A 17855-nucleotide genomic window follows, 5' to 3' on the forward strand; every position below is an offset into this window, starting at 1 on the left:
CCTCAGTGGCTCAACCCTTGGCAGCCAGAGCGGGTTCCCGCTCCTCGCTCGCCTGGGGATCAGCGACCACGGGCTGGGCCACAGGCTCTGGCCTGGCCTTGCCCACGCCCTGCTGCTGCTCCGATTCCTGGGCCAGGGCAGCCAGCCAGGCTTCCATCTCCTCGGGACTGCGCACCATGCTGGGCACAGGCTTGTACGACTGGGGAGCGAGGGCATTGCCGCGCAGCACCGCACCAAGGGTCAGCAGGGTGAGCTTGATCTGCTGCCAGGGATTCATCATCACCACCCGCTTGTAGAGGTAGCTGTCGAAGGTGAGGCGTTGCACGTCCTTGTCGTCGCACATCTCGACGAAGGCTTCGCGGGCCGGATCGTTGCGATAGAAGATGTTCTGGAGGATTTCCAGCACCTTGTAGGTGGCGCCGTACTGCTTGTCCCACTGGCGGATGTAGACCTTGAGGTCGGCTTCCGTGGGGATCTTGGCTCCAGAGGCGCTGGCGGCAACGATCTGCTCAGCACACATGCGGCCACTCTTGGCGGCGAAGTAGATCCCTTCCCCTGAACTCTTGGTGACGTAGCCGGCGGCATCACCCACGAGCGCCATCTGACCGACGACGCGACGGGGCCTGGGATGCTCGGGAATCGGGTGAGCTTCCACCTTGATCACCTCACCGCGCAGCAGACGGGCACTGGCGCGCTTGCGAATGCCCTTCTGCAGGCTCTTGATCAGCGCCTGGTTCTTCTGCATGGTGCCGGTGCCCACGGCCACGTGGTCGTACTTGGGGAACACCCAGGCATAGAAATCGGGGGAGACGTCGGTGCCGACATACATCTCGGCCAGATCCTCGTAGTAGCTCATCTCCTCCTTGGGCAGGCGGATGCGCTCCTGGAAGGCGATGGCCACGTTGTAGTCGCCGGCGTCCATGGCCTTGGCCACGCGACTGTTGGCGCCGTCGGCACCCACGATCAGATCCACCTCAAGGCTCTTGATTTCGCCGGTGGGACCACCACCGGAGTAATCGGCGTAGTGGAGCGTGTAGGGACCCTGGCGGGCCTTGCCGGTGTCGATCGACTGAACCAGACCATTGATCAGGTGTGCTCCGAGCTCGGCGGCTCGGTTGCGCAGGAATCCATCCAGGATCTCCCGACGGCACATGCCGATGTATTCGTTCTCGTTTTCGAGATGAATATCCACCTCTCGGTTGGAGGGGGAGATCATGCGCATGTTGCGCACCTTGCGATCAATGATCGACTCGGGAAGATCGAATTCTTCGACCATGCAGAGTGGAATGGCTCCACCACATGGCTTGGCGTTGTCAAGCTTGCGCTCGAAGAGCCAGGTTTCGATTCCTGCCTTCGCTAGCACTTCGGCTGCGCAGGAACCGCTCGGGCCGCCACCCACCACTGCGACTCGCAACATCTTGAAACCTGCTCCGCGGGAATGATCCTTGGGCGCGAAGCTAACACCCACGCCCATCTCGATGTTGATCAGGCCAGGGCTGACATCTACGATTGTGACGAAGTTTGTTACGAGCTTGCGTGCCACCGCGAAGGCCGCTGCGCCAGAACCGCAGCGAACAGCGCGAGGATCTGCCGGTGGCGCGCCGCTCCCTGCCCGAGGGCGGTGCTCGAAGGAATCTGCTCAAGCCTGTGGCTGCCACCACCGCCGTGCTGGCGATGACGGCGGCAGCCGGGGTGCTGCTGTTCCTCGAACCGCTGCAGCGCTGGCTGGCCCCACCGCCGGTGCCAGGCCTGGAGGCGCGTCAGAGCCTCGACGGCCGCCTGCTCGGCCACTTCCCCTACCCGGAAACCACCGCCGCCAGCCTGGTGGCCGTGGCCCCTGGCCTGAAGTTGCGCTCGGAGGCCGCCGAAGCCCTGCTGGCCATGAAGCGCGCGGCCGGCGCCGACGGCGTGAATCTGCAACTGCTCAGCGGTTTCCGCTCGATTGAGCTGCAGAAGGACATTTTCTTTGATGTCAAGGCGGAGCGCAACCAGAGCGCCCAGGAGCGGGCCCAGGTGAGCGCACCACCGGGATTCTCCGAGCACAGCACCGGCTATGCCGTGGATCTCGGCGACGGCACCAGCCCCCAGAGCCACCTGAGTGAGAAGTTCGATCGCACCCCCGCCTTCCGCTGGCTGGAGGCCAATGCCAATCGCTTCCACTACCAGCTCTCCTTTCCCAGGGGCAACAGCCAGGGGGTGAGCTACGAGCCCTGGCACTGGCGTTACGAGGGATCCCTCGACGCCCTGCGCCTGTTCGAGCCGGCGCGGCAACTGGGCCGCTGATTCCTCAGCTCCAGGGCTGGAAAGTCTGACTATCCACACTCAGCTCGGGCAGCACTTGTGCTGGGCTTCCGATAACCGATCGGGCCCGAGGCTTCCAGGTGGTGCTGCGATATAGTGATGGATTGTTGCAACCGGTCTCGGTTGCTGCCGACAAGATTAAGCGAGAAATCCCGTATGAGCGCCAAGCAGAGCGCACCGATCCGCAACATCGCGATCATTGCCCACGTGGACCACGGCAAGACCACCCTGGTGGATGCCCTGCTTCAACAGTCCGGCATCTACCGCGAGGGCGAAGCCGTTCCCACCTGTGTCATGGACTCCAACGACCTGGAGCGTGAGCGCGGCATCACCATTCTCTCCAAGAACACGGCGGTCACCTACGCAGGCACCCGCATCAACATCGTTGACACCCCCGGCCACGCCGACTTCGGCGGTGAAGTGGAGCGGGTGCTGGGCATGGTGGACGGGGCGCTGCTGATCGTCGACGCCAACGAGGGGCCGATGCCCCAGACCCGTTTCGTGCTCAAGAAGGCCCTGGAGCAGGGTCTGCGGCCGATCGTCTTCGTCAACAAGATCGACCGGGCCCGCGTCGACCCTGAGCAGGCCGTCGACAAAGTGCTGGATCTCTTCCTCGAGCTGGGCGCCGACGACGACCAGTGCGACTTCCCTTACCTCTTCGGCAGTGGCATGGGCGGCTACGCCAAGCCCGACATGGCCACCGAGAGCGAAAACATGAAGCCGCTCTTCGACGCCATCCTGCGCCACGTGCCGCCCCCGGTCGGCGACCCCGAAAAGCCCCTGCAGATGCAGGTGACCACGCTTGATTACTCCGATTTCATCGGCCGGATCATGATCGGCCGGGTGCACAACGGCACGATCAGGGCCGGCCAGAGCGCAGCGCTGATCCGCGATGACGGCAGCATCAAGCGCGGCCGCATCAGCAAGCTGCTGGGCTTTGAAGGCCTGGCGCGGGTGGAGATCCCCGAGGCCCGCGCCGGTGACCTGGTGGCCGTGGCCGGCTTCGATGAAGTGAACATCGGCGAGACCATCGCCTGCCCTGATCACCCCGAAGCCCTGCCGCTGATCCGGGTGGACGAACCCACCCTGCAGATGACCTTCGTGGTCAACGACTCCCCCTTCGCCGGCAAGGAGGGCAAGTTCGTCACCAGCCGCCAGCTGCGCGATCGCCTCCAGAAGGAACTGCTCACCAACGTGGCCCTGCGCGTCGAAGACACCGACTCGCCGGACCGCTTTGCCGTCAGCGGCCGCGGTGAGCTGCACCTCGGCATCCTGATCGAGACCATGCGCCGGGAAGGCTTCGAATTCCAGGTGTCGCAACCCCAGGTGATCTTCCGCACCATCGATGGCACCCCGTGCGAGCCGGTGGAGACCCTGGTGATGGATGTCCCCGAGGATGCCGTCGGCAGCTGCATCGAGAAGCTGGGCATGCGCAAGGGCGAGATGCAGAACATGGAAACCGGCAGTGATGGCCGTACCCAGCTGGAGTTCGTGGTGCCGGCGCGGGGCCTGATCGGCTTCCGTGGCGAATTCGTGCGGGCCACCCGAGGCGAGGGCATCATGAGCCACTCCTTCTTCGAGTACCGCCCGATGCAGGGCGACTTCGACGCACGGCGCAACGGCGTGCTGATCGCCTACGAAGAGGGCACCGCCACCTTCTATGCCCTCAAGGGCGCCGAAGACCGCGGTCAGTTCTTCATCACCCCTGGCGCCAAGGTGTACAAGGGCATGATCGTCGGCGAGCACAACCGCCCGCCCGATCTCGAGCTCAATGTCTGCAAGGCCAAGCAGGTCACCAACATCCGCTCGGCCGGTGCTGAGGTGCTCGACACCCTGCAGTCGCCGATCCAGATGACGCTGGAGCGGGCCCTGGAGTACATCGGCCCCGACGAGATGCTGGAGGTGACGCCCGAATCGATCCGGCTGCGCAAGCTGCCGTCGAAGAAGCCCGCCAAGCGTTGAGCGAGGCCCTTGAGGACGACCTCCGCTTCCAGCAGGCGGTCGTCCTCTTCAATGCCGGCCAGTGGTACGCCTGCCACGACGGGCTTGAGGAGCTGTGGCATGAAACCCTGGGCCCGGACCGTCCCGTGCTCCAGGGGATCCTTCAGATCGCCGTGGCCCACCTCCACCTGGAGCGCGGCAACCGCAACGGCGCCACGGTGTTGCTGGGTGAAGGGCTGGGCCGTCTGGCCCGCAGCGGTCCCGAGGCCCTCGGTCTCGACCTCGACCATCTGCGCCAGGCCAGTGCCGCCCGGCTGAGTGTTCTTCAAGCTGGCGACAACCCGTCAGCCCTGCCCCTGCCCAGCCTGCGGCCACAGACCTGAGCGTCCGCCCCGCCGCTGGGCTTCCGGCACAGGCCCGTAGATTGCCCCATCGGCCTGGCTTCAAACCCACCCTTGCCGCTGAGATGTGAGCACTGCCCAGGTGAGCCCCATCGAGTTGCCCGAATCGCTCCTTCGACCACGGCGGCGGCTGTTGCCGGCCCTGAGCGCGCTGCTGCTGGTGCTGGCCCCAGGGGCCAGTGGCCACGCCCAGCCGATCCGGCCTGGGGAGCAGGTCGGTCCGCCTGTGGGGCAGGCACCGGCGCCGGCAGCAGCACCAGCCCCGGCACCCACCGGCCAGGTCACGATCGAATCCGACCGGCAGCAGGCCGACAACGTCACCGGAATCATCACGGCCACGGGCAATGTCCGAATCGTTTACCCCGATCAGCGGGTGGTGGCCACCTCCCGCCAGGCCCAGTACTTCACTCGCGAGGGAATGATCATTCTCAGCGGTGATGTGGACGTGATCCAGGAGGATGGCAACCTGCTCAAGGCCGATCGGGTCACTTACATGGTGGAGCAGGAGCGCACCCTCGCCCAGCCCCTGCAGGGCCAGCAGGTGTTCAGCAAACTGCTGATTCAGACCACGCCCCAGGTTAAGCCGCCGGGAGCGCCACTCCAGCCCCTCCCGCCGCCGCTGCGATGAGCCTCTCCCTGGAGAGCGTGAGCCTGAGCCTGGGCGGTCGCCCCCTGGTGAACGAGGTGAGCCTGGAGCTCGACCCAGGTGAGGTGGTGGGCCTGCTCGGACCCAACGGGGCGGGCAAGACCACCACCTTCAACCTGGTGACGGGCCAGCTCAGGCCCGATCGAGGCCAGGTGCTGCTGGATGGCCGTCGGGTCGAGGGCCTGCCGATGCCCAAGCGGGCGCGGCTCGGCATCGGCTATCTGCCCCAGGAAGCCAGTGTGTTCCGCCAGCTCAGCGTCCGGGAGAACCTGCAACTGGCCCTGCAACAGAGCGGCACCCCGCTGCGGGTGCGGCGTCAGCGCTTGGAGCAGTTGATCGAAGAATTCCATCTCAGCAGGTTCCAGCACCGCCGCGGCTTCCAGCTCTCCGGCGGTGAGCGCCGCCGCTGTGAGGTGGCCCGGGCCCTGGCCGTGGGCCAGGAGGGCCCGCGCTACCTGCTGCTGGATGAACCCTTCGCCGGCGTCGACCCCCTGGCGGTGGCCGATCTGCAGGTCCTGATCGGCAGCCTGCGCCAGCGCGGCATGGGCCTGCTGATCACCGACCACAACGTGCGCGAAACCCTGGCGATCACCGATCGGGCCTACATCCTCACGGAGGGCAGCATTCTGGCCTCGGGCCGCTCCTCCGAGGTGGCCCATGATCCGCTCGTGCGGCGTCACTATCTGGGTGAGGGATTTCAGCTGTGAGCGCATCCACCCCACCCCTGGCCAAACCCACGGCTCAGCGCCTGCTGCGGCCCTTGAGCCTGTTCTGGCAGCGCCTGCCACTGATGGATCGCTGGCTCACCAGCGAGCTGATGGGGCCCCTGCTGTTCGGTGTCGCGGCCTTCACGGCGGTGTCGCTCTCGGTGGGGGTGGTTTTCGAGCTGGTGCGGCGGGTGGCCGAATCAGGGCTGCCGCTGGTCACCGCCCTGCAGGTGCTGGGTCTGCGAATGCCCGGCTTCCTGGTGCTGTCCTTTCCGATGGCCACCTTGATGGCCACCCTGCTGGCCTACAGCACCCTCTCCAGCAACAGCGAACTGATCGCCCTGCGCAGCGTGGGGGTGAGCACCTGGCGCATGGTCCTGCCGGCCCTGATCGTGGCCGTGCTGATGAGCATGCTCACCTTCGTGTTCAACGATCTGATCGTTCCCAGCGCCAACCTGGAAGCGTCCAACACCTTGAATCAGGCCCTGGGCAAGGCGATCGCGGCCGAGAAGGGCAGCAACATCATCTATTCACGCTTCAGCCGTCGCCCCAACTCCAATAATGATTCGGGCAGCGAACGCTACCTCTCCCAGCTCTTCTACTCACGCCAGTTCAACGATGGCGAAATGGAGGAGGTGACGGTGCTGGACTTCAGCCGTCCCACCGGCACCCAGATCCTCAAGGCCAAAAAGGGCATCTGGAACGAAGAGGCGGGAATGTGGGAATTCCAAGATGGGCAGATCGTGCTGGTGGGCGACAGCGAAACCACCACCTCAGCCAAGTTTGATCGCTATCTCTATCCACTCGACGAGGGGCCGCTCAAGCTGGCGGCCCTGCCCAGGGATGCCGCCAGCATGTCGGTGTCCGAGGCCCTGCGGGCTGAGGTACTGCTGCGGGAGGCCGGGGATCAGAAGGAGTCCCGGCGGCTGAGGGTGCGCATCCAGGAAAAGTTCGCCTTCCCGGCCATCTGCCTGGTGTTCGGCCTGATCGGCAGCAGCCTCGGGGTCCGGCCCAATGCCCGCACCAGCCGCAGCCAGGGGTTCGGCATCAGCGTTCTGCTGATCTTTTCCTATTACCTGATGTCGTTCATCTTCAGCTCCCTGGGGGTGAAAGGCACGCTCGGGCCGCTGCTGGCGGCCTGGACACCGGTGCTGCTCGGCCTGTTGCTGGGACTGGTGCTGTTGCGCCAGGCCAGCCGCTGAACCAGGCCTCAGGCCGACAGGCCTGCAGGCAGACTGGCAGGCAGATCCTCCCCGCCCTGAGCGCGTTGCAGTGAACGATCCGGTTCTCTCCCTCGGCCTGCTGGCCTTTGCCCTGCTGCTGGTGGCCTTGCCCCTGGCCTTCTGGAGCCTCAGCGGCGGGCTCTCCAGCAGCCCCGTGCGCCTGCTGGTGGCCGCCGCCAACTTGAGCCTCACAGCCCAGCTCACCCTGCGCTGGTGGGACTCGGGTCACTTCCCGATCAGCAACCTCTACGAATCCCTCTGTTTCCTGGCCTGGGCCTGCACGCTCACCCAGCTGCTGGTGGAGCGCTCCTGGCCCAGTCCACTGGTGCCCGCGGCGGCCACACCCATGGCCCTGGGCTGCTTGGCCTTCGCCAGCTTTGCCCTGCCTGATCGACTGCAGGAGGCCTCACCGCTGGTGCCGGCCCTGCGCTCCAGCTGGCTGGTGATGCACGTGAGCGTGATCATGGTGAGCTACGCCGCTCTGCTGGTGGGATCGCTGCTCTCGGTGGCGGTGCTGTTCACCGATCGCGGCCAAGACCTGCAACTGCGCAGCAGCTCCATCGGCACTGGCGGCTTCCGTCAGGCCAAGCTGGCCACTGAGTCGGGCGAACTGCGGCTGAGCAGTGTCTCGATCGGGGTGAGCGAGCAGCTCGACAGCCTCAGCTACCGCACGATCACCGTGGGCTTCCTGCTGCTGTCCGTTGGTCTGGTGAGCGGGGCCGTGTGGGCCAACGAAGCCTGGGGCAGCTGGTGGAGCTGGGACCCCAAGGAAACCTGGGCCCTGATCTGCTGGCTCGTCTACGCGGCCTATCTGCACAGCCGCCTGAGCCGGGGCTGGCAGGGACGCCGTCCCGCCCTGGTGGCGGCGGCCGGTCTGGTGGTGATCGTGGTCTGCTACATCGGTGTCAACCTGCTGGGCATCGGCCTGCACAGCTACGGCTGGTTTCTGGGGGCCTGAGCCCCTCTGATCCCTCTACCGATCAGCAGCAGGGATCGCCGGAGCAGGCAAGCATCAAAAAAAGAGACCAGGTCGAAACCTGGTCTCCGGTCCTGCTGAACGAACTATCGCTCTGAACCGCCGCTCTGAACTGCCGCTCAGACCAGGGCGGCCTTCGGGCGGCGACTGTGGCGAATGCCCTCGATCGCAGCTCGGTAGTCGGGGGCGTTGAACACGGCCGAGCCGGCCACGATGGCGTTGGCGCCGGCCTCCACCACCTGCCAGGTGTTGGTGGCCTTGAGGCCGCCATCCACTTCGATCCAGGGATCGAGTCCGCGCTCATCGCACATCCGGCGCAGGCGACGCACCTTCTCCACGGCCGAGGGGATGAAGCTCTGGCCGCCGAAGCCGGGGTTGACGCTCATGATCAGCACCAGATCGCAGAGCTCAAGGCAGTACTCGAGGGTGTCGAGGGGCGTGCCTGGGTTGAGCACAGCGCCGGCTTTCTTGCCCAGGTCCTTGATCTGACCCAGGTTGCGGTGCAGGTGGGGGCAGGCTTCCACCTGCACATAGATGTGGTCGGCGCCGGCCTTGGCGAAATCGCCCACGTAGCGCTCGGGCTCCACGATCATCAGGTGAACATCGAGCGGCTTGCTGGTGACGGGGCGCAGGGCCTCGACGATCAGCGGGCCGATGGTGATGTTGGGAACGAAACGGCCGTCCATGACGTCGACATGGATCCAGTCGGCTCCAGCCTCGTCTACGGCCCTGACCTCGTCACCGAGGCGGGCAAAATCAGCGGAAAGGATCGACGGGGCGATCACCAGAGGCTTCGTGCTCATGGTTGGGGCCACCGGGGGCAAGGGAGCTCACCGATTGTAGGAACGCACGGTCAGGGGCCTCACACGGCGCTGATACAGTGACGCCCGCTTCTTGTCGGAAAGACCTTGCCGCAGCTGGTCTGCCTGTCTTTCTGCTGACGCCTTCTCTCCCCCCTGCCGGACCGTCGTGGATCGCACCCTCATTCAGGAACTGCTCGAAGTCGTCGAGCAGGCCGCCATCGCCTCCGCCCACCTCACCGGGCTCGGCAAGAAAGATGAGGCCGATGCCGCCGCCGTCGAGGCGATGCGCACCCGCATGGGCTCCATCGCCATGCAGGGCCGGATCGTGATCGGCGAGGGCGAGCGGGATGAGGCGCCGATGCTCTACATCGGCGAGGAAGTGGGCAGCGGCAGCGGCCCCGGCGTCGATTTCGCCGTGGATCCCTGCGAGGGCACCAACCTCTGCGCCAACGCCCAGGACGGTTCGATGGCCGTGCTGGCCGCCTCCGACCGCGGCGGCCTCTTCAATGCTCCCGACTTCTACATGAAGAAGCTGGCGGCCCCCCCGGCGGCCAAGGGCAAGGTGGACATCCGCAAGAGCGCCACCGAGAACATCGCCATCCTCAGCTCCTGCCTGGGCATGCCCGCCAGCGATCTGGTGATCGTGGTGATGGACCGCGCCCGCCACAAGGACCTGATCGCCGAGATCCGCGCCACCGGCGCCCGGGTGAAGCCCATCAGCGACGGTGACGTGCAGGCCGCGATTGCCTGCGGCTTCGCCGGCACCGGCACCCACTGCCTGATGGGCATCGGCGCCGCTCCCGAAGGTGTGATCTCCGCGGCGGCCCTGCGCTGCCTCGGCGCCCACTTCCAGGGCCAGCTGGTGTACGACCCCGCCATCGCCCAGACCAGCGAGTGGGCCGACTACACCAAGGAAGGCAACATCGAGCGGCTCAACTCGATGGGCATCACCGACATCGACAAGGTCTATGAGGCTGAAGAGCTGGCCTCCGGTGAGAACGTGGTGTTCGCCGGCAGCGGCATCACCCCCGGCCTGCTGTTCAAAGGGGTGGTCTTCGAGCGCGACTGCACCCGCACCAGCAGCCTGATCATCAGCTCGCTCGACTCGTCGGCCCGCTTCACCGATACGGTGCACATCAAGCCCGGCGCTCTCAGCGTCGCCCTGCGCTGAGCCGCCCCCCATGCACATCGCCGTTGTCGGCCTCAGCCACCGCACGGCTCCGGTCGAGATCCGGGAGCGACTGAGCATCCCCGAGCAGACCATGGAGGAATCCCTCCAGAACCTGCGTGGGGATTCCCAGGTGCTCGAGGCCTCCATCCTCAGCACCTGCAACCGGCTCGAGATCTACACCCTGCTGCGCAGCCCCGAGCAGGGGATCCATGCCGTGGGCAGCTTCCTGAGCCAGCACTCCGGGCTGGATTTCGGTGAGCTCACCCCCCACCTGTTCACCTACCACCACGAGGAAGCGGTGGCCCACCTGCTGCGGGTGGCCGCCGGCCTCGACAGCCTGGTGCTGGGGGAGGGCCAGATCCTTTCCCAGGTGAAGAAGATGGTGCGGCTGGGCCAGGAACACGGTTCGATCGGACCGATCCTCAACCGCCTGCTCAACCAGGCGGTGAGCACCGGCAAGCGGGTGCGCAGCGAAACGAACCTCGGCACCGGGGCGGTCTCGATCAGCTCCGCCGCCGTGGAGCTGGCCCAGCTCAAGGTGGGCCAGGCCCGCGGCCTCGACGAACTGGTGCCGCTGGATCAGGAGCAGGTGGCGGTGGTGGGGGCCGGGCGCATGGCCCGGCTGCTGCTGCAACACCTCCAGTCCAAGGGCTGTCGCGGCCTGGTGCTGCTCAACCGCACGGCCGAGCGCGCCGAGGCCCTCGCCGCCGACTTCCCCGAGTTCCCCGTCCAGTGCCGCCCCCTGAGCGATCTGGACCACTGCCTGAGCACCTGCTCGCTGGTGTTCACCAGCACCGGAGCCGAGGAGCCGATCATCGACGCCGGCCGGCTCGGCGGCCTCAACCGGCGCTCCTCGCTGATGCTCGTCGACATCGGCGTGCCGCGCAACATCAGCGCCGATGTGGGACAGCTCGCCGGTGTTGATTCCTTCGACGTCGATGACCTCCAGGAGGTGGTGACCCGCAACCAGGAGGCCCGGCGCGACATCGCCGCCGAAGCCGAGGGGCTGCTGCAGGAGGAGGCCCGTCAGTTCCTGGAGTGGTGGGATGGGCTGGAGGCGGTGCCCACCCTCAACCGCCTGCGCCAGCAGCTGGAGCAGATCCGCGAGCAGGAACTGCAGAAGGCCCTCAGCCGCATGGGCCCCGACCTCTCGGTGCGGGAGCGCAAGGTGGTGGAGGCCCTGAGCAAGGGCATCATCAACAAGATCCTGCACAGCCCGGTCACCAACCTGCGGGCACCCCAGCCCCGCCAGCGGCGCCATCAGGCGATGCAGGTGCTGCACCAGCTGTTTGCCCTCGACGCCGAGCCAGAGGAGAGCTGATGTCGCCTGGGCTACAGCGACTTACCACGAATCGGCACTCAGTTGTGGCTGACGGGCTTTGGCAGGCACCTGATCCGGTACGGTGCTCCCACGCTGACGGCAGCAGTCTCGGAGGGCAGTGATGAAGCGGGTTCTGGCGATCATTCTCGGCGGAGGCGCCGGTACCCGGCTCTATCCCCTCACGAAGATGCGGGCCAAGCCGGCTGTACCGCTCGCCGGCAAATATCGCCTGATCGATATTCCCATCAGCAACTGCATCAACTCGGGGATCAACAAGATCTACGTGCTGACACAGTTCAACAGCGCCTCCCTCAACCGCCACCTCACCCAGAGCTACAACCTCTCCGCGGGCTTCGGCCAGGGGTTCGTCGAAGTGCTGGCCGCCCAGCAGACCCCCGACAGTCCCAGCTGGTTTGAGGGCACCGCCGATGCCGTGCGCAAATACCAGTGGCTGTTCCAGGAATGGGATGTGGATCAGTACCTGATCCTCTCCGGTGACCAGCTCTACCGGATGGACTACAGCCGTTTCGTGGATCACCACATCCAATCGGGCGCTGACCTCACGGTGGGAGCCCTGCCGGTGGATGGCGCCCAGGCCGAAGGATTCGGGCTGATGCGCACCGATGCCGACGGTCGCATCCGCGAGTTCTCCGAGAAGCCCAAGGGCGCGGCCCTGGAGGCCATGAGGGTGGACACCGCCAGCCTGGGCCTGGCGGAAGCCGAGGCCGCCCGCCGGCCCTACCTGGCCTCGATGGGCATCTACGTCTTCAGCCGCAACACGCTGTTCGATCTGCTGGCGCAGAACCCCGGCTCCACCGATTTCGGCAAGGAGATCATTCCCACCGCCCTTGGCCAGGGAGACAACCTCAGGGCCTACCTCTTCGACGACTACTGGGAGGACATCGGCACGATCGGGGCCTTCTACGAGGCCAATCTGGCCCTGACCGACCAGCCCAGGCCCGCCTTCTCCTTCTACGACGAGAAGTTCCCGATCTACACCAGGCCCCGCTACCTCCCGCCCAGCAAATTGCTGGATGCCCAGGTCACCCAGTCGATCATCGGCGAAGGATCGCTGCTGCAGAACTGCAGCATTCTTCACTGCGTGCTCGGCGTGCGCTCCCGCATCGAAGCTGAGGTGGTGCTGCAGGACACCCTGGTGATGGGTGCCGACTTCTTTGAATCCAGCGAGGAGCGGGCTGTGCTGCGCGAGCGTGGCGGCATTCCAGTCGGCGTGGGCCGTGGCACCACCGTGCGTCGGGCAATCCTCGACAAGAACGTGCGCATCGGCCGGAACGTTTCAATCGTGAACAAGGACCGGATTGAGGAAGCGGATCGCCCGGAGCTGGGCTTCTACATCCGCAACGGCATCGTGGTGGTGGAGAAGAACGCCACCATCGCCAACGGCACCGTGATCTGAGCGCTTGCTGACACAGGGGCCGAGCCAACGGCGTTCGGGCAGGCGCAAGGCCACACTGAGGCCGAACGGCCTGCACGCCAACTTCTCATGAGCAAAGCACACTTCGGCCTGATCGGCCTCGGAGTGATGGGCGAGAACCTGGTCCTCAACGCCGAACGCAACGGTTACTCCAGCGTCGTCTTCAACCGCACCTACGCCAAGACCGAAGACTTCCTCAAGGGGCGGGCTGCCGGGCTGAACATCATCGGCGCCCACACCCTTGAAGAGTTCGTCGGTGCCCTGGAGCGGCCCCGCCGCATCCTGATGATGATCAAGGCGGGCGCACCGATCGACGCCATGATCGCCCAGATCTCGCCGTTGCTGGAGGACGGCGATCTGCTGATCGACGGCGGCAACTCCCTCTACACCGACACCGAGCGGCGGGTGAAGGAGCTGGAGAGCCAGAGCTTCGGCTACATCGGCATGGGGGTCTCCGGAGGCGCCAAGGGGGCCCTGGAGGGTCCGAGCATGATGCCCGGCGGCACCAAGGCCGCCTACGACGCCATCGAAGGGCTGGTGCGCAAGATGGCCGCCCAGGTCGAGGATGGCCCCTGCGTCACCTACATCGGCCCCGGCGGCGCCGGCCATTTCGTCAAGACCGTCCACAACGGCATCGAGTACGGGATCGAGCAGATCCTGGTGGAGGCCTACGACCTGATGAAGCGCTGCGCCGGCATGAATGGCCTGGCGATGGCCCAGGTGTTCGACGGCTGGAACCAGCTCGAAGAGCTCTCCTCCTATCTGGTGGAGATCACCGAGGTGTGCCTGCGCACCCGTGATCCCGAGGATGGCGGCGATCTGGTGGAGAAGATCCTCGACGTGGCCGGCCAGAAGGGCACCGGTCTCTGGACCGTGGTCAGCGCCCTCGAAATGGGGGTGCCGGTGCCCACCATCTACGCGGCGCTCAATGGCCGGGTGATGAGCTCCCTGCACGGCGAGCGGCAGCTGGCGGCCCAGGTGATCGGCGCTCCCGAGGCGGCGGCGGTGTCGCTGGGGGAGCCCTCCGAGGGCATGCCGGCCCTGCGTGATGCCATCACCCTGGCCTGCATCGCCAGCTACGCCCAGGGCATGGCCCTGATGGTGGAGGCCTCCACCCTGCACGACTACAACCTCAACCTCTCCTCGATCGCCCAGATCTGGAAGGGGGGCTGCATCATTCGCGCCAAGCTGCTGCAGCGCATCCAGAACGCCTACGACACCAATCCGGATCTGGCCAACCTGATGGTGGACCCCTGGTTCGCCGAGCAGGTGAACGCCCGTCTGAGCGGCCTGCGCCAGGTGGTGGCCGGGGCGGCCCTGGCCGGCATCCCGGTGCCCTGCCTGAGCAGCACCCTCGACTACATCGACAGCTACCGCACGGCCCGGCTGCCCCAGAACCTGCTGCAGGCCATGCGTGACTGCTTCGGCGCCCACACCTACCAACGGGTGGACCGCGAAGGCAGCTTCCACACCGAGTGGCTGTGATGCGCAGTCAGCCGCCGGCCAGCTACCGGATCGAAGTGGCCGCCGATGGCGACGAACTGGCCCGGCGCACCGCCGAGACCATCGCCGCCTGCATCGACCTGGCCCTGGCCCAGCGTGACCGGGCCCAGATCGCCCTCGCTGGCGGTGGCACCCCCGCCGCCGCCTACCGGCTGCTGGCGCGGGAGCGGCTGCCCTGGCAACGGGTGGATGTGCTGCTGGGCGATGAACGCTGGGTGGCGGCCGACGACCCCTCCAGCAACGCCCTGATGCTGCGCCAGACCCTGCTGGCGGAGGCCCCTGGCTGCGAGGCCCATTTCCAGCCGGTGCCCACCGATCTGGAGAGCCCCGAGGCCAGCGCTGCCGCCTACGCCGCCCTGGTGGCCAGGACCTGCCCCGGCGATCCACCGGTCTTCGATCTGGTGCTGCTGGGGCTCGGGGAAGACGGCCACACGGCCTCGCTCTTTCCCGGCACCGCCGCCACCGCAGTGACCGACCGTGAGGCCACGGTGAGCGAGGGCAAGGGGTTGCCCCGCGTCACCCTCACCGCTCCGGTGCTGAGTGCGGCCCGCCAGGTGCTGTTCCAGGTGAGCGGAGCGGGCAAGCAGCAGGCTCTGCGGCGGCTGCTGGATCCCGATGAATCACCCGAGCGCACGCCGGCCCGGCTGGTGAGCCCCCGTCAGCCGGTGCTGATCCTCGCCGATGCCGCCGCTGCGGCAGGCTTGGAGGAGTGATCGAGCTGGCCCTGATGGTGGCACCTCTGCTGGTGGTGAGTGGTGATGGCTTCAGCGGCTGGCTGGCCCTCAACGACACGATCATGGGCGGGAGCAGCAGCGGCGTCTGCCGCAGCGGACCATCGGGGCTGGTGCTGGAGGCGGAGGTGATCGAGGCCGGCGGCGGCTTCGTGAGCTGCCGCTCCCCCCTGTTCTCGCCGCCCCTGGATCTGAGTGCCTACCGGGCGCTGCAGATGGATCTGCGCGGCGATGGTCGGCGCTACAAGCTGGCGGTGGCCTGCGCCGATGGGGTGGCCGGCCTCACCGAGCTGATCCCGGGCGGGCTGCGCTGGGTGAGCGAATTCGCCACCAGCCCTGATGGCCTCACCACAGTGGAGATCCCCTTCAGCCAGCTCAAACCCTCGCTGCGGGCCCAGCCCATGACGCTGCCGCTGCTGCGCTTTGATGCCGGCCGGATCACGCGGCTGCAGATCCTGCACTCCAGATTCGGCGACGATGGCCGACCCAATCCCGGCTTCCGCGCCGGTGCCCTGCGCCTCGCTGTGGAAGCAATCCGGGCCGTCCCCTGAGGTGGAGAGCCTGAGCGCAGCCGTTGATGGGCCCGGCCCCAGCGACCTGCTCAGGCGGGTGGCGGCAGCGGCTGATCTCTGCATGAAGCCGAACCGGCACGCTGTGGTGATCAGCTCCGGAGCACCTGAGCTGATCTCGGCGGGGCCTGAGGCCGAGCCAAACGAGGATGAATGCACCTTGCGGCTGCTCTGCCGCCGGGCCGATGGCGAGCGGGCGGAGCTCAACGACATCGAGCTGGAGATCTACCGCAGCGGCGAAGACCTGCACCTGATGCTGAGCTGGCCCGAGCAGACGGATCAACCGATGCTCTGGCAGGGCCAGCACCCGGTCTGGATGGATGGCGACAGCGGCCAGCGCTGCGAGCGGCCGCCCGCCGGTGCGGCGCTGGAGGCCCTGGCCCGGCGGCTGCGGGCCCTGATCAGCCCTGCTCAGTCCTGATCGGTGACGGCCCCCAGGCTGCTGCTGCTCACCAGCCGCGCGTACTTGCCCAGCACTCCCCTGCGGTAGCGGGGCTCGGGTGCCGACCAGGCCGCCCGACGCCGCTCCAGCTCACCGGCCTCCACATTGAGCTGGATGAGCAGCTGGTGGGCATCCACGGTGATGCTGTCGCCCTCCTGCACCAGGGCGATGGTGCCGCCCACGGCGGCCTCGGGAGCCACATGGCCCACCACCAGGCCGTAGGAACCACCGCTGAAGCGGCCGTCGGTGATCAACGCCACCGATTCACCCAGCCCCTGACCCACGATCGCGGCCGTGGGAGAGAGCATCTCGCGCATGCCGGGCCCGCCCACCGGCCCCTCGTAGCGCACCACCACCACATCACCGGCAAGGACCCCACCGGCGAGGATCGCCTCCAGGGCGCTCTCCTCACTCTCGAACACCCGGGCCGGGCCGGTGATCACCGGGGTCTTGACGCCACTGATCTTGGCGACGGCCCCCTCGGTGGCCAGGTTGCCCTTGAGGATCGCCAGGTGACCTTTGGCATAGAGGGGATTGGAGAGGGGCCGGATCACCTCCTGATCGGCCGGGGGCTCGCTGGGCACGTCGGCCAGCACCTGCTTGAGCGTGAGGCCTTCGATCGTGCGGCAGTCACCGTGCAGCAGACCCGCATCCAGCAGCAGCTTCATCACCTGGGGGATGCCACCGGAGCGGTGCAGATCGACCGTCACGAAGCGGCCGCTGGGCTTGAGATCACAGATCACCGGCACCCGCTGACGGATGGTTTCGAAATCATCGATCGTGAGCGGCACCTCGGCGGTGCGGGCGATCGCCAGCAGGTGCAGCACCGAATTGGTGGAGCCCCCCACCGCCATGATCACGCTGATGGCGTTCTCGATCGCCTCGCGGGTGATCAGATCGCGGGGGCAGATGTTGGCCTCGATCGCCCGCACCAGCACTTCGGCGGAGCGGCTGGCGCTCTCGGCCTTCTCGGGATCCTCGGCGGCCATGGTGGAGCTGCCAGGCAGGCTCAGGCCCATGGCCTCGAAGGCGGAGCTCATCGTGTTGGCGGTGAACATGCCGCCGCAGCTGCCGGCACCGGGACAGGCGTTCTTCTCGATCGCCAGCAGTTCGTCTTCATCGATGCGACCGCCGGAGAACTGGCCCACCGCCTCGAAGGCACTGACCACAGTGAGATCACAGGGGCCGAGCCTGCCGGGTTTGATCGTGCCGCCGTACACGAAGATCGCCGGGATGTTCATGCGCGCCATCGCCAGCATGGCGCCGGGCATGTTCTTGTCGCAGCCGCCGATGGCCAAAAGGCCATCCATGCTCTGGGCGCTGCAGGCGGTTTCGATCGAGTCGGCGATCACCTCGCGGCTCACCAGGGAATACTTCATCCCCTCGGTGCCCATCGAGATGCCGTCGCTGACGGTGATCGTGCCGAACATCTGCGGCATGGCCCCCGCCAGGCGGGCGGACTCCTCAGCGCAGCGGGCCAGCTCGTTGAGGCCGATGTTGCAGGGCGTGATCGTGCTGTAGCCGTTGGCGATGCCGATGATCGGCTTGTTGAAGTCACCGTCGCCGAAACCGACGGCCCGCAACATGGCTCGGTTGGGAGAACGCTGAACCCCTGCGGTGATGGCGGCGGAACGGAGCATGAACCCTTCAGTGGCACCGCAAGCAACTTACCGAGGCATGACACC

17 protein-coding genes are annotated in these 17855 nt (G+C 66.7%); 14 read left to right on the forward strand and 3 right to left on the reverse strand.

Annotated elements, in window-relative coordinates; translation table 11 throughout:
- Window positions 1-10: 10 nt before the first annotated feature.
- Window positions 11-1417: a geranylgeranyl reductase gene (gene chlP / locus KQ304_RS09280; RefSeq protein ID WP_259736818.1), complete on the reverse strand. Its 1407-nt coding sequence runs from the start codon at window positions 1415-1417 to the stop codon at window positions 11-13.
- A gap of 119 nt (window positions 1418-1536) precedes the next feature.
- Here chlP and KQ304_RS09285 point away from each other — a divergent pair, with 119 nt between their 5' ends.
- The 7 genes from KQ304_RS09285 to ccsB all read left to right on the forward strand — a co-directional run bounded on the left by KQ304_RS09285 (window position 1537) and on the right by ccsB (window position 8177).
- Entirely contained in the window at window positions 1537-2283 is a 747-nt protein-coding gene (locus tag KQ304_RS09285; RefSeq protein WP_259736819.1) for a D-alanyl-D-alanine carboxypeptidase family protein, read from the forward strand.
- 174 nt (window positions 2284-2457) lie between these two features.
- Window positions 2458-4263, forward strand: a complete 1806-nt coding sequence (gene typA, locus KQ304_RS09290; protein ID WP_259736820.1) for a translational GTPase TypA — start codon at window positions 2458-2460, stop codon at window positions 4261-4263.
- Window positions 4260-4625, forward strand: coding sequence for a DUF309 domain-containing protein (locus tag KQ304_RS09295; protein WP_259736821.1), 366 nt, complete (start codon window positions 4260-4262; stop codon window positions 4623-4625). Before typA ends, KQ304_RS09295 begins: the two co-directional genes overlap by 4 nt.
- Before the next feature lie 100 nt (window positions 4626-4725).
- On the forward strand, window positions 4726-5271 hold the full coding sequence (locus KQ304_RS09300) for an LPS-assembly protein LptD (RefSeq protein WP_259736822.1): 546 nt from the start codon (window positions 4726-4728) through the stop codon (window positions 5269-5271).
- Window positions 5268-5996, forward strand: coding sequence for an LPS export ABC transporter ATP-binding protein (gene lptB / locus KQ304_RS09305; RefSeq protein WP_259736823.1), 729 nt, complete (start codon window positions 5268-5270; stop codon window positions 5994-5996). Before KQ304_RS09300 ends, lptB begins: the two co-directional genes overlap by 4 nt.
- On the forward strand, window positions 5993-7198 hold the full coding sequence (locus KQ304_RS09310; protein WP_399228984.1) for an LptF/LptG family permease: 1206 nt from the start codon (window positions 5993-5995) through the stop codon (window positions 7196-7198). Before lptB ends, KQ304_RS09310 begins: the two co-directional genes overlap by 4 nt.
- A gap of 22 nt (window positions 7199-7220) precedes the next feature.
- Window positions 7221-8177: a c-type cytochrome biogenesis protein CcsB gene (gene ccsB, locus KQ304_RS09315; RefSeq protein ID WP_259736863.1), complete on the forward strand. Its 957-nt coding sequence runs from the start codon at window positions 7221-7223 to the stop codon at window positions 8175-8177.
- A 137-nt stretch (window positions 8178-8314) separates the two neighbouring features.
- On the opposite strand, the gene rpe is transcribed toward ccsB, so the two are convergent.
- Complete coding sequence (gene rpe / locus KQ304_RS09320; protein ID WP_259736824.1) at window positions 8315-8998, reverse strand: ribulose-phosphate 3-epimerase; 684 nt, start codon at window positions 8996-8998, stop codon at window positions 8315-8317.
- Window positions 8999-9164: 166 nt separating this feature from the next.
- Here rpe and glpX point away from each other — a divergent pair, with 166 nt between their 5' ends.
- From glpX to KQ304_RS09355, 7 genes are all read left to right on the forward strand, one after another.
- Window positions 9165-10169: a class II fructose-bisphosphatase gene (glpX, locus tag KQ304_RS09325; RefSeq protein WP_259736825.1), complete on the forward strand. Its 1005-nt coding sequence runs from the start codon at window positions 9165-9167 to the stop codon at window positions 10167-10169.
- Between the two features lie 10 nt (window positions 10170-10179).
- On the forward strand, window positions 10180-11490 hold the full coding sequence (locus KQ304_RS09330) for a glutamyl-tRNA reductase (protein ID WP_259736826.1): 1311 nt from the start codon (window positions 10180-10182) through the stop codon (window positions 11488-11490).
- Window positions 11491-11611: 121 nt separating this feature from the next.
- The gene (locus KQ304_RS09335) at window positions 11612-12907 is read left to right on the forward strand and encodes a glucose-1-phosphate adenylyltransferase (RefSeq protein WP_259736827.1); all 1296 of its coding nucleotides are present in this window, start codon (window positions 11612-11614) and stop codon (window positions 12905-12907) included.
- Between the two features lie 87 nt (window positions 12908-12994).
- Window positions 12995-14410, forward strand: coding sequence for an NADP-dependent phosphogluconate dehydrogenase (gndA, locus tag KQ304_RS09340; protein ID WP_259736828.1), 1416 nt, complete (start codon window positions 12995-12997; stop codon window positions 14408-14410).
- Window positions 14410-15141: a 6-phosphogluconolactonase gene (gene pgl / locus KQ304_RS09345; protein ID WP_259736829.1), complete on the forward strand. Its 732-nt coding sequence runs from the start codon at window positions 14410-14412 to the stop codon at window positions 15139-15141. Before gndA ends, pgl begins: the two co-directional genes overlap by 1 nt.
- Window positions 15142-15155: 14 nt before the next feature.
- A complete protein-coding gene (locus KQ304_RS09350) occupies window positions 15156-15710 on the forward strand; it encodes a CIA30 family protein (protein WP_259736830.1) in 555 nt (184 codons plus the stop codon).
- 1 nt (window position 15711) lies between these two features.
- Complete coding sequence (locus KQ304_RS09355; protein WP_259736831.1) at window positions 15712-16149, forward strand: hypothetical protein; 438 nt, start codon at window positions 15712-15714, stop codon at window positions 16147-16149.
- Here the strand turns inward: KQ304_RS09355 and ilvD are convergent.
- Complete coding sequence (gene ilvD / locus KQ304_RS09360) at window positions 16140-17810, reverse strand: dihydroxy-acid dehydratase (protein ID WP_259736832.1); 1671 nt, start codon at window positions 17808-17810, stop codon at window positions 16140-16142. The genes KQ304_RS09355 and ilvD overlap by 10 nt on opposite strands.
- Window positions 17811-17855: the final 45 nt, after the last annotated feature.

This window comes from Synechococcus sp. CS-1329 (genome assembly GCF_025128055.1).
Taxonomy (GTDB): domain Bacteria; phylum Cyanobacteriota; class Cyanobacteriia; order PCC-6307; family Cyanobiaceae; genus Regnicoccus_A.